Here is a 12,129-nt window from a genome sequence, read left to right as displayed (position 1 = left end):
TTAAGTGTTAACCCCAAAGGTGTTTCAAAATATATAAACAAAGAAAATAATATGAGTACAAAAACAGTTGCTTACGTACCTAATAAGGTAAAGGATATGTCGCTTGCGGCTTGGGGAAGAAAAGAAATTGAATTGGCTGAAGCAGAAATGCCAGGCTTAATGAGTTTACGTGAAGAATATAAAAATGAGCAACCTTTAAAAGGAGCACGAATTGCTGGTTGTCTACATATGACAATTCAAACGGCAGTTTTAATAGAAACGTTACAAGCTCTTGGTGCTGAAGTAACTTGGAGTTCTTGTAATATTTTCTCTACGCAAGATCAAGCTGCTGCTGCAATTGCTGCTGCAGGAACTGCGGTTTATGCATGGAAAGGATTAACAGAAGAAGAATTTGATTGGTGTATTGAGCAAACATTATTCTTTGGTGAAGATCGTAAACCATTAAACATGATTTTAGATGATGGAGGTGATTTAACCAATATGGTTTTAGATAAATACCCAGAGTTATCTGCTGGAATTAAAGGTTTATCTGAAGAAACGACAACGGGAGTTCACAGACTTTACGAGCGTGTTAAAAATGGTACATTAACAATGCCAGCAATTAACGTAAACGATTCTGTAACAAAATCTAAGTTTGATAATAAATATGGTTGTAAGGAATCTGCAGTAGATGCTATTCGTCGTGCAACAGATATTATGTTAGCTGGTAAACGTGTTACTGTTTGTGGTTATGGTGATGTTGGTAAAGGTACAGCGGCTTCTTTTAAAGGTGCTGGTTCTATTGTAACTGTTACTGAAATTGATCCTATTTGTGCTTTACAAGCTGCTATGGATGGTTTTGAAGTAAAGAAATTAGAAACTGTTGTTGCTAATTCAGATATCATTATTACAACTACTGGAAATAAAGATATTGTACGTGCAGAGCATTTTGAAGCCATGAAAGACAAAACTATTGTTTGTAACATTGGTCATTTTGATAACGAAATTCAAATGGATTGGTTAAATAAAAACCATGGTAACACTAAAGATACGATTAAGCCACAAGTAGATAAGTATAACATTAATGGGAAAGACATTATCATTCTTGCAGAAGGTCGTTTAGTAAACTTAGGTTGTGCAACTGGTCACCCAAGTTTTGTAATGAGTAATTCCTTTACAAACCAAACTTTAGCGCAAATTGAACTTTGGAAAAACAGTGATAAGTACGACAATGACGTATACATGTTACCAAAGCATTTAGATGAAAAAGTGGCTAAATTACATTTAGAAAAAATAGGTGTTGAGTTAACGGAGTTAAAAGACTACCAAGCAGAATACATTGGTGTAACAGTTGAAGGTCCTTATAAGCCTGAGCATTACAGATACTAATAAATTCCTGCGCAAGCAGAAATCTTATAATTGAAAAATCCCAAGCATTAGTGTTTGGGATTTTTTTATTATAGTTACCTTTCAATAAAAAATTAAAATGAGTGCAGTTAACAGTACCGTTTTGCAAAAGAAATTAGATGTTTTAGAAGGTTTAATTCCTAAAAGTAAAGCTATAAACACAAGTGTTTCAAAAGCGAATGTGGCATGGCATATAGATCATAGTTTAAAAGTGATTAATACTGTTGTGAAAAATATGCAGGATTCAGATCCAGCCTTGTATAAGGATAATTTTAGTTTGGTAGGTAAGTTGTTATTGAAATTTAGATTCTTTCCAAGAGGAAAAGCAAAAGCTCCAAAATATGTGACACCGCCTGAAGTCATTTTAGAAGCTGATATTATATTACAATTAGCAGAAGCGAGAGCGCAGATAAAAACAATATCAAGTTTAGACAACAATGCTTATTTTAAACACCCTTTGTTTGGCAATGTAAATAAATCAAGAGTTGTACAATTCTTAGATGCGCACACCAATCATCATTTAAAAATTATAAAGCAGATATTGAAGTAAATAGTTTTAAGGCTTATAGATTTTCGATGCAGTGTAAAGACAAATCAAATGTGTTAGAACGGTATAGAGAAGCTTATATCAAGCTATAAAAAGTCCTCACAAGTTTAAACCTGTGAGGGCTTTTTAATTATATAAGTCGTTAAAGACCTACAGAAGACTAAAGAACTGATTACTTTTTCTTCTTCTTTCTTTTCTTCTTTTTCTTAGAGTTATCGGTTTTAGGGTGAACCAATTTCATCTCATCAATCAGATGTTTTGCTCCAGCATATTTATCAACAATAAAAAGTACATAACGTAAATCTACCATAATGTTTCGGCAAATTTCCGGATCGTAATTCATGTCACTCATGGTCCCTTCCCAAACTCTGTCGAAGTTTAAGCCTACTAAATTCCCATGAGCATCTATCGCAGGACTTCCTGAGTTTCCACCAGTTGTGTGATTCGTTCCTAAAAAGCAAACAGGTACTTTTCCGTTGCTGTCTGCATACTGTCCGTAATCTTTGGCTTCGTATAGTTCAATTAATTTTTGAGGTACATCAAATTCGTAATCATCTGGAATGTATTTTTCAATGACACCATCTAAATAGCTTACAGGATTGTAATACACAGCATCTCTTGGTGAATAGCCTCTTACTTGGCCGTAAGTGACACGAAGTGTACTATTTGCATCTGGAAAATAACGCTCGTTAGGTAACGCTTCCATAAGTGCTGTCATATATTGTGTTTGCAATGCTGTTATAGGAGCATTTTTTTGTTGGTATTCAGCATCAATAGTATTGAAAAATTCTTCGATTATTGGTTTTGCATACGCATAAGCAGCATCGTTATTTAGATTTTTAATTACAGTCTCTGTATCACCTTCAAGTAATTGTAAAGCCGATTCTAAGTTGGTAAATGCTGTTTTATCGTAAATTGAGGCATCTACAGATTTTCCGTATAAAGGCATTACATTTTGATACACACCTTTGTCTAAATTAACATCGTAATTCTTATGAATGCTTTCTAACTGACCTGTTAAAACGGTTTTTCCTCTTTCAAGATTTTCAGGATTGGCAATTAAGGCTTGCTCAACCTGGTAAGCTCTAAAGGTCATTTGCATAAGCTCATTAGTTACTAAAAAGACTTCAATAAAGTTTCTGCGTTTAATATTAATTGGGGCAAAATCTTTATAAAGTTTATCAAATTCAGGAAGAATATTTCCGTATTTGTCTTCAAGTCCTTTTTCTTTTAAAGCTTTAGTGAATGTTGCTTCAAATTCGCGACGTTTTTCAACAGCATTACTTCTTTTAATACCTAAGTTTTCTCCAATCCATTTTTTCCATGCGTTAGCAATTCTCGCTTGTTTAGAGGCATATTTAATTCTAACGGCATCGCTTTCTTTCATTTTTTGATCAATGACTTTTAAAGCTGCTTCACGAATTGCAATGTTCGTAGGGTTGTAATCTTTTGTGATATGTTCTATGGCAACAGCTGGTAAATACTCACTTGTGGTTCCAGGGAAACCAAACACCATAGTAAAATCGCCTTCTTCAACACCATCTAAAGAGATAGGAAGAAAATGTTTTGGCTTGTATGGTTTGTTGTCTTTGCTGTATTTTGCCGGACGATTATTAGCATCGGCGTAAATTCTGAACAAAGAAAAATCGCCAGTATGTCTTGGGAATACCCAGTTGTCGGTGTCACTTCCAAACTTACCAATACTACTTGGCGGAGCACCAACCAAACGAATATCATCAAAACGTTCTGTAACAAAAAGGAAATATTGATTTCCTTCGTAAAAGGCTTTTGTTTTTACATCTTGCCACGATTCTCTTGGCCATGTTTTCATGGCTGCATTACTGTTTTTAGAAATTAGAGATTGCTTTTCTGTTTCAGTCATGGTATCGGTAATACCTTTTAAAACCACTTCTGAAACATCGTGTATACTCACAATAAATTCAATAAATAAACCATTATTTGGTAATTCTTCTTCCAAATTCATGGCCCAAAATCCATCTTTTAAATAATCGTTTTCTAATGATGAATGGGATTGAATTTGACCATAACCACAATGGTGATTGGTAAGTACTAAACCTTGGTCAGAAATCACTTCACTAGTACAACCACCATTAAAATGACCAATGGCATCTTTTAAGCTAGAATTGTTAACATCGTAAATATCTTGAGCGGTTAATTTACTGCCCAAATTTTGCATTTCGTCTTCATTCATACCTTCTAAAAGTGAAGGAATCCACATACCGCCTTGTTGAGCAGAAGCTTGAAAAACAACGAAAAGAAAAAGAATTTTTAATAAGCGCATGATTAATATTTTATTAGTTTTTGTAAAGATAGAAAAGCTTGTTTTATATCTTTAATGTTTTTGTATATAAAGACTACTTTTTATGAAACAACATGTGAAAAGTTTCAATATCCTAGCAAATGATTTTAACTACCAGCATGTGACTCTTAAAAGATAATACATATAAACACATGAATTTCAATTCAAAATTACCCAATGTTGGTACAACCATTTTTACTGTAATGAGTGCTTTGGCAAAAGAACATCATGCCCTAAACTTATCACAAGGGTTTCCTAATTATCCAAGTTCTCAAAAATTAAATGATTTTGTTACCAATGCGATGAATAATGGTTATAACCAATATGCACCAATGGCAGGCAATTTAGAGTTGCGTATGGCTATTGCTCATAAATATGAATTATTGTATAACAGCTCTTACCATCCTGAAAAAGAAATTACAGTTACAGCCGGAGCAACCCAAGCCATTTATACAATCATTTCTGCTTTTGTGAGGCCAAATGATGAGGTAATTATATTTAAGCCCGCCTACGATTGCTATGAGCCTGCTGTTGAAATTAATGGTGGACAAACGATTCCGATTCAATTATCTGCACCTAATTATAAGGTGAATTGGGAAGAGGTGGCTTCAAAAATTTCGTCTCAGACAAAAATGATTATTATTAATTCGCCACACAATCCAAGTGGAACGATATGGTCTAAAGAGGATATGCTGCAACTTCAAAAATTAACTAATAACACTAATATTATTGTATTAAGTGATGAAGTTTACGAACATATTGTTTTTGATGATGCACAACATCAAAGTGCTTGTCTGTTTGAAGATTTAAAGCAACGCAGTTTTATAACGGCTTCTTTTGGAAAGACATTTCATAACACAGGATGGAAAATTGGCTATTGTTGTGCGCCAGAAATATTAATGTCTGAGTTTAGAAAAGTCCATCAGTTTAATGTGTTTTCTGTACATCATCCATCTCAAAAAGGGATTTCAGATTATATGCAAGACTCCAAAACATACCTTGGGTTAAATGCTTTTTTTCAGCAGAAGCGTGATTTGTTTTTGAATTTAATTTCAGAATCTAGATTTAAGTTTCAACCATCACAAGGGACTTATTTTCAGGTATTAGATTATTCTAAAATTACAGATGATTATGATGTAGATTTTGCAAAACGCTTAACTAGAGACTTTAAGATTGCAGCCATTCCATTATCCGTTTTTAATGATAATGGTAAGGATGATAAGGTATTGCGATTTTGTTTTGCCAAAACAGATGATACTTTAATCAGGGCTTCTGAAATTTTATGTAAAATTTAAGTTACTTTTTATAGATTTCTGTGTCTTAAACTATGAACATAAAATTTATATCATGAAATATTATATGATCTTATTATTCTTAGGTTTATCGCTTTCTACTTTTGCACAAGAAGTAATTAAAGATGGAAAAACGTATGAAGTAAAAAATGAGAAAATCTATTTAGGAGGACAAGATGTTACTGAAAGCTTAACTTTAGAAGAAAAAACATTGATTTTTAAAGAAGCGGCTGTAATTACAGAAAAACTTAAAGTAGAAGCCGCGGCAAAAGCTAAAGAGGTTGAAGCAAAGGCAAAATTAGAGGCAGAAACAGCAAAGGCCGAAGCCGTGAAATCTGAAAAAGCAGCTGCAAAGCTTAAGAAAGAAGAAGAGAAGGCATTAAAGAAAAAAGAAGATGTAGCCGAAAAATTAGAAAAAGAGAATAAAAAAGCAGAGAAAGCTCAAAAAAAAGCAGAAAAAGCACAGAAAAAGGCTGAAAAGGAAATAAAGAAAAAAGAAAAGCTTCAAAAGAATTTTCAAAAAGCAGAAAGCAATCTTGAAAAATCGCAAAAGAAATACGAAAAGCTAAAAAGAAAAGGTAAGCTATCGCCTCAAGACGAAATCAAGTGGCTTGATAAATTGGATAAGCTAACTAATAAAGTAGCTAAGGCAAAAAGTAAATTATAGAAGTCAGCTTTATTAATTTATTAAAGCAATCTAAAACGTAGATAGATTATTGTATCTACTTTTTAGGTTGCTTTTTTTTGAATTCAAATTTGTAATTTTAAGCTATGAATTCAGAATTGAAAGTTGCGATTGTTCAAACGGCATTAGTTTGGGAAAATCCAGAGGAAAATAGGAGGTTACTAAGTTATAAGATAGCTGCTATTTCAGCAGACGTTGATCTTGTAGTATTACCAGAAATGTTTACCTCTGGTTTTACAATGAATCCTGCTGAGGTTGCCGAGACTATGGAAGGAAACACCATAGTTTGGCTAAAAAAACAAGCCAAGGTAAAGCAAGCTGTAATTATGGGAAGTCTTGTGATTTCTGAAAATGGTAAGTTTTATAACCGTATGGTTTGTGTAGAGCCATCTGGCACAATTACCACATACAACAAGCGTCACACCTTTACTTTAGCGGGAGAACATAAGGTTTATACTGCAGGAACAGAGAAGGTAACTTTTAGCTATAAAGGTTGGAAAATTTGTCCGCTAGTTTGTTATGATTTGCGATTTCCTGTTTGGGCAAGAAATGTTGAAGATTACGATCTAATAATTTATGTTGCCAATTGGCCAAAAATTAGAATAGGCGCATGGGATGCTTTGTTAAAAGCAAGAGCAATCGAGAACATGGCTTATTGTATTGGAGTGAATAGAGTAGGACTAGACGGAAATAATTTTGAATATTCTGGACACTCTGCAGCTTACGATGTTTTAGGAAATAGGCTGGATACTATTTTAGAAAACCAAGATGTTGTTGAAATGGTCTCTTTAGATAAAGCGGCTATTAAAAAATACCGAGAAAAATTAAATTTCTTAAACGATAGAGATAATTTTACTCTTGAAATTTAAAATCAATAACAAAATCAAAGTTAGAACGGACAGGGTCTATGGGTTCTGAATAACTAACCCGTTCTGGTTGAATACCTAATAAGAAGTTTCCTGTATCGTATTTGCCATTGCCATTGGTGTCAAAAACAATACGTAATGCATATTGGTTTGGTGCTAAATTTGTGAAATCTACAGCAGGAGCGTCAGTAGTGTATTGTTCATACATCACTTCACCTTTATTGTCTACCAATTGAACAATTAAAGGGAATTCAGCATTTTTTAAGTTCACTCTTATGTTTCCGTATTCAGATTTCATCTTTGTTTTTACGGAATAATTTAGCGTGTCTTTATTCGTGTTATCGTAAAAGTCAGTAAAAGTACCAGGCAACATGGTAAAGTCGTATTTTTGTCCTTCTTGTTTATTAATAGCAAATAAATAGGTATTAAAAATGGAGTCGTACTTCACTTTATAAGGTACAGAAAGCGAATCGTTAGTTGTTAATTTAATTTTTGTGGTATCAATTTGAGTTAATGGAATGTTTGCTTCAATAGCAAAATCATCGTCATAATTTATAGTTCCTTTAGTTAAGGCTGTTATTTTTAAAGAATCTGCCTTTATAGTTCTAAAACGATGTTTAAAAGTGTCTACATATTTTTCATTTGTAACAACGAAAAATGTGGTGTCTATTTCAAATTTTGGTTTATACCAATAATATAAGGTATCTGTTTTTTTATCTTTAACGATTCGGGTTTTATAGCCTTCGGGTTTGTCGCTTAAGACTTCAATTCGCATGTTTTCGTAGTCTCCTTCATAAGGAAAAATAATTCTAGTTTCTCCATCTTGCTTTGGCTTTAAGGCTTTAAAGTTTACATTTTCCTTAAACAATGTTAGTTTGTGAGAAGTGGAATCTGCTGGCACTGTTATAAAACCTTCTTTAAACCCTATTTTGTCGTTTTTTTGATCAAACTTATAGTTCGAATTTTGGTCTTTTAAAGCAATCAATTTATAAGTGCCTGCCTTAATATTTTCAATATTAAAGGTCGTGACACTATCGAGTGTATTTGTGATATATCTTGGTTTCTGCTTATAAACTATAGAGTCTGTATAGGTAGAATCTGCCTCGTAAAGCATTACAGAAACAAATGTGTCTGGTTCTTTAAGTAAAGCATCTTCAATATGTCCTTTTACAGATAATGAATCTATGGTGTTTCCTGTTGAAAATACATAGCGGTAATAAGGGTATGGATTTTCTTCGTTGTTATCTACAATACTTTCACCAAAATTAAAAGCATAAGTCGTATTGTCTTGTAAAGTATCTTGAATGGTGATAGAAATATATTTGCTTGCTCCGCTTGCAGGTGTTACAATAGGATCTAAATCCATTGGAGGAGAAATAATAAGTTGTTTCCTAAGATCTTTAATTTTAACGTATTCGTCAAAATGAATTTTAATCGTTTTTCCTTTAAAGTTTGTAGAATAATTCTTTGGATTAGATTGCGTTATTACAGGTGGTTCTGTATCTTTTTCACCACCTGTTGGTGTACCACGATTGGCACAGCTAATAATGCTTATTGCAATTAAAATCAGACTTAAAATTCGCATTAAATGTAAACGCATCTATCAAAATAATTTAGCACAAAGAAACAATATAAATGTCTTTACTCAAAACATATATGCTTTGAGTGTTAAAACGAAAAAATCAATCGGCAATTGCCATTGTAGCAAGACTTAACTTAATTTTATCAATTTTTAACAAAACAGAAGCACAGGCTTCAATTGTAGCGCCAGTTGTGATAATGTCATCAACCAATAAAATATGCTTTTTTGTTAAAGATTTGTTTTCAGAAATATCAAATAATGCTCCGTCATCGTTCCAACGTTTTATACGGCCTTTAAAAACTTGTGTTTTGGATGCTTTTGTTTTTATTAAAACCCTATCGTTATAGTCTATATTTAATGCTTTAGCTATTTCTTTACCAAATTTAGCGACTTGATTATAACCGCGTTTTCTCAATTTGGATTTATACAATGGTACAGGCACAACAACATCAATAGTTTTGTAAGCTTCAACAGTTGCTAATTCGGAGCCAAGCCATTTGCCAAAAAAACCTCCAATAGCTTCATGGCCTTTGTACTTTAAATTATGAAGCATTTGTTGTACAATTCCTTTTTTAGAAAAATGTAGTAATGCTGTTGCATTTTCTAATTTTACTCTGCCGTAAAGAACCTTTTTTACGTCTTCAGCATTATCAAAATGAAAGTTGGTAATAGGCAAATGGTGTCTGCAAGATGTGCAAATAACCATCTCATTATCGCTTAAAACATAATTACAGGCTTCGCAAACCTTAGGAAAGAACAAGTTTAACAAGTTTTTCATCACTTAATCGAATAAAATAAAATCGCTGTACAATTAACTCTAATTTCGCATTAAATTAAGAAAAATAATAATGATAGTTAACCCTCAATTATTTAACTATAGATTAATTATAGGTTCTTTATTAGTCGTTTTAACTGTTTTAGGAATATATAGCTTTAATAAATATAAGTCAAATGAATCCTATGAAGAATTCTTAAAACAAGAAAAAGTTTTGATAGAAACCGAACTATCAGACTTGTTATTAAGTTATGACGAACTGAGCCAAGACTATGATCTTATGGCTTCTCAGCTCCAAGAAGCAAAATTAGAGACTAAGGTTGCCTTAGATTCTTTAAGATTATTAAATAGTGATTTATCCATTATCACTAAGTTTAAAGAGCAGCTTGTAGTTTTAAAATCTAAGAGTAAAGTGCTACTTCGCACCATTGACTCGCTAAATTCTGCTAATATTAAATTGCAGAATGAAAAACGTTATGCTCTAAATACTATTAAAAAAAATAAAAGTACTATTAATGAATTAGTAGTGGTTAATAGTGATTTGGAAGAAGTCAATGACTCATTACACAAATCTATTTATAATGCAGCGATTTTAAAAGCGAGTAATGTTAATGCAACATCTTATAAATTAAAGTCTGGTAAAAAACGTTTTACAGATAAAGCAAAACGTGCCAATGCCATTGATGTGTGTGTAACGTTGAATGAAAATCCACTAGCATTAAAAGGAAAAAAAGATATTTATATTCAAATTGTGAGTCCACAAGGAAACGTGATTTCTGATAAAGGAGAAGTGGTTTTTGGTGATGCATCATTAAATTACAGTAAAAGAGAAATTGTAAATTATGATAACGAAAATCTAGAAATTTGTACTGCAATTATTGCAGATAAGGATGAGCAACCTTTTCAAAAAGGACATTATTTTATCAATATCTTTCACAGAAATATAAAATTAGGGAGTACAAGTATTATTCTAATATAATAGAAGTAAATAAATAACGATATAATTTTTGAAAAACCGTTCTGTTAATCAGAGCGGTTTTCTATTTTTGCAGTATTATGGCAAACGAAGATCAATTTAAAAAAGTAATCTCTCACGCAAAGGAGTATGGTTACGTGTTTCAGAGTAGTGAAATCTACGATGGACTTAGCGCAGTATATGATTATGCTCAAAATGGAGTAGAATTAAAGAAAAATATTAGAGACTATTGGTGGAAAGCCATGGTACAAATGCATGATAATATTGTAGGAATTGATGCTGCAATATTTATGCATCCAACCACATGGAGGGCTTCTGGCCACGTCGATGCATTTAGTGATCCTTTAATAGATAATAAGGACTCTAAAAAACGGTATAGAGCAGATGTTTTAGTAGAAGATTATTGTGCTAAAATTGAAGCGAAAATCGACAAAGAAGTTAAAAAAGCAGAAAAACGCTTTGGAGAAGCTTTTAATAAAGAAGAATTTGTTTCTACTAACGGACGTGTTGTTGGTTACCAAGAAAAAATCGATACTATTTTAAAACGTTTAGGGCAATCTTTAGAAAAAGAGGACTTAGCAGACGTAAAAGCGTTAATTGAAGAATTAGAAATTGCTTGTCCTATTTCAGGAAGTCGCAATTGGACCGATGTTAAGCAATTTAACTTAATGTTTGGAACTAAACTTGGCGCATCTGCAGAATCTGCAATGGATCTGTATTTAAGACCAGAAACGGCACAGGGTATTTTTGTAAATTTCTTAAACGTTCAGAAAACGGGACGTATGAAGATTCCTTTTGGAATTGCACAAACCGGAAAGGCATTTAGAAACGAGATTGTGGCGAGACAATTTATTTTTAGAATGCGTGAGTTTGAACAAATGGAAATGCAGTTTTTTATTAAACCAGGGACTCAAAAAGAATGGTTTGAGTATTGGAAAGATGCACGTTTAAAATGGCATAAGTCTCTTGGTTTAGGTGAAGATAATTACCGTTTCCATGATCACGAAAAATTAGCACATTACGCTGATGCTGCAACTGATATAGAATTTAAATTCCCATTTGGATTTAAAGAATTAGAAGGCATCCACTCGCGTACAGATTTCGATTTAAAGCAACATGAAGAATTTTCTGGTAAAAAGCTTCAATATTTTGACCATGAAGATAATGCGAGCTATACACCATATGTTTTAGAAACTTCTATAGGTTTAGATCGTATGTTTTTAGCAGTGTTTTCAAATGCTCTAGTGGAAGAAGAATTAGATAATAATACGACGAGAACCGTTTTAAAATTACCAGCAGTTTTAGCACCTACCAAAGCCGCTATTTTACCATTAGTAAAAAAAGATGGCTTACCAGAAGTAGCAAAACAGATTGTAGACGATTTAAAATGGGATTTTAACGTGACTTACGATGAAAAGGATGCCGTTGGAAGACGTTACAGAAGGCAAGATGCTAATGGAACACCTTTTTGTATTACGGTAGATCATGACACTTTAGAAGACCAATCTGTTACGATTCGTCATAGAGATACTATGGAACAAAAACGTGTTAAGATTGAAGACTTAAAAGCTATTATAAAAGCTGAAGTAGATGTTAAACATTGGCTTCAACGTATGTAAATTGCTTTAAAAAAAGAATTACAAATATTCATATTTAGCGAAAAACACCCAAACCTATAACGTTTGGGTGTTTTTTTATAA

10 protein-coding genes are annotated in these 12,129 nt (G+C 32.7%); 7 read left to right on the top strand and 3 right to left on the bottom strand.

Annotation, left to right across the window (positions count from 1 at the left end):
* The first annotated feature begins 51 nt into the window (after window positions 1–51).
* Together ahcY and VDP25_RS01025 are read left to right on the top strand one after the other, a co-directional pair.
* On the top strand, window positions 52–1,368 hold the full coding sequence (ahcY, locus tag VDP25_RS01030; protein ID WP_334465704.1) for an adenosylhomocysteinase: 1,317 nt from the start codon (window positions 52–54) through the stop codon (window positions 1,366–1,368).
* Between the two features lie 97 nt (window positions 1,369–1,465).
* Window positions 1,466–1,936, top strand: a complete 471-nt coding sequence (locus VDP25_RS01025) for a DUF1569 domain-containing protein (RefSeq protein ID WP_334465702.1) — start codon at window positions 1,466–1,468, stop codon at window positions 1,934–1,936.
* A 169-nt stretch (window positions 1,937–2,105) separates the two neighbouring features.
* Here VDP25_RS01025 and VDP25_RS01020 read toward each other — a convergent pair whose 3' ends face one another.
* Window positions 2,106–4,235, bottom strand: a complete 2,130-nt coding sequence (locus VDP25_RS01020) for a S46 family peptidase (RefSeq protein WP_334465699.1) — start codon at window positions 4,233–4,235, stop codon at window positions 2,106–2,108.
* A 170-nt stretch (window positions 4,236–4,405) separates the two neighbouring features.
* On the opposite strand from VDP25_RS01020, the gene VDP25_RS01015 reads away from it, so the two are divergent.
* The 3 genes from VDP25_RS01015 (at window position 4,406) to VDP25_RS01005 (ending at window position 7,099) form a co-directional block, all read left to right on the top strand.
* Window positions 4,406–5,548, top strand: a complete 1,143-nt coding sequence (locus VDP25_RS01015; RefSeq protein ID WP_334465696.1) for a methionine aminotransferase — start codon at window positions 4,406–4,408, stop codon at window positions 5,546–5,548.
* A gap of 52 nt (window positions 5,549–5,600) precedes the next feature.
* On the top strand, window positions 5,601–6,212 hold the full coding sequence (locus tag VDP25_RS01010; protein ID WP_334465693.1) for a hypothetical protein: 612 nt from the start codon (window positions 5,601–5,603) through the stop codon (window positions 6,210–6,212).
* A 104-nt stretch (window positions 6,213–6,316) separates the two neighbouring features.
* Window positions 6,317–7,099, top strand: coding sequence for an amidohydrolase (locus VDP25_RS01005; RefSeq protein WP_334465691.1), 783 nt, complete (start codon window positions 6,317–6,319; stop codon window positions 7,097–7,099).
* Here VDP25_RS01005 and VDP25_RS01000 read toward each other — a convergent pair.
* Together VDP25_RS01000 and VDP25_RS00995 are read right to left on the bottom strand one after the other, a co-directional pair.
* A complete protein-coding gene (locus VDP25_RS01000) occupies window positions 7,083–8,696 on the bottom strand; it encodes an Ig-like domain-containing protein (RefSeq protein ID WP_334465688.1) in 1,614 nt (537 codons plus the stop codon). The genes VDP25_RS01005 and VDP25_RS01000 overlap by 17 nt on opposite strands.
* A gap of 82 nt (window positions 8,697–8,778) precedes the next feature.
* Window positions 8,779–9,456: a ComF family protein gene (locus VDP25_RS00995; protein WP_252723667.1), complete on the bottom strand. Its 678-nt coding sequence runs from the start codon at window positions 9,454–9,456 to the stop codon at window positions 8,779–8,781.
* Window positions 9,457–9,526: 70 nt separating this feature from the next.
* Here VDP25_RS00995 and VDP25_RS00990 point away from each other — a divergent pair, with 70 nt between their 5' ends.
* Window positions 9,527–10,432, top strand: a complete 906-nt coding sequence (locus VDP25_RS00990) for a hypothetical protein (protein ID WP_334465683.1) — start codon at window positions 9,527–9,529, stop codon at window positions 10,430–10,432.
* 77 nt (window positions 10,433–10,509) lie between these two features.
* On the top strand, window positions 10,510–12,048 hold the full coding sequence (locus VDP25_RS00985) for a glycine--tRNA ligase (protein WP_334465680.1): 1,539 nt from the start codon (window positions 10,510–10,512) through the stop codon (window positions 12,046–12,048).
* Window positions 12,049–12,129: the final 81 nt, after the last annotated feature.

The organism is Winogradskyella sp. ECml5-4 (genome assembly GCF_036903175.1).
In the GTDB taxonomy this organism is placed as follows: domain Bacteria; phylum Bacteroidota; class Bacteroidia; order Flavobacteriales; family Flavobacteriaceae; genus Winogradskyella; species Winogradskyella damuponensis.
The sequence above is the reverse complement of the archived record's forward strand: the minus strand, read 5'-3'. Positions and strand labels throughout refer to the sequence as shown.

Coding starts and splice junctions, on each gene's coding strand:
- ahcY (WP_334465704.1), top strand. CDS start 52: ATGAGTACAAAAACAGTTGCTTACGTACCTAATAAGGTAAAGGATATG.
- VDP25_RS01025 (WP_334465702.1), top strand. CDS start 1,466: ATGAGTGCAGTTAACAGTACCGTTTTGCAAAAGAAATTAGATGTTTTA.
- VDP25_RS01020 (WP_334465699.1), bottom strand. CDS start 4,235: ATGCGCTTATTAAAAATTCTTTTTCTTTTCGTTGTTTTTCAAGCTTCT.
- VDP25_RS01015 (WP_334465696.1), top strand. CDS start 4,406: ATGAATTTCAATTCAAAATTACCCAATGTTGGTACAACCATTTTTACT.
- VDP25_RS01010 (WP_334465693.1), top strand. CDS start 5,601: ATGAAATATTATATGATCTTATTATTCTTAGGTTTATCGCTTTCTACT.
- VDP25_RS01005 (WP_334465691.1), top strand. CDS start 6,317: ATGAATTCAGAATTGAAAGTTGCGATTGTTCAAACGGCATTAGTTTGG.
- VDP25_RS01000 (WP_334465688.1), bottom strand. CDS start 8,696: ATGCGTTTACATTTAATGCGAATTTTAAGTCTGATTTTAATTGCAATA.
- VDP25_RS00995 (WP_252723667.1), bottom strand. CDS start 9,456: ATGAAAAACTTGTTAAACTTGTTCTTTCCTAAGGTTTGCGAAGCCTGT.
- VDP25_RS00990 (WP_334465683.1), top strand. CDS start 9,527: ATGATAGTTAACCCTCAATTATTTAACTATAGATTAATTATAGGTTCT.
- VDP25_RS00985 (WP_334465680.1), top strand. CDS start 10,510: ATGGCAAACGAAGATCAATTTAAAAAAGTAATCTCTCACGCAAAGGAG.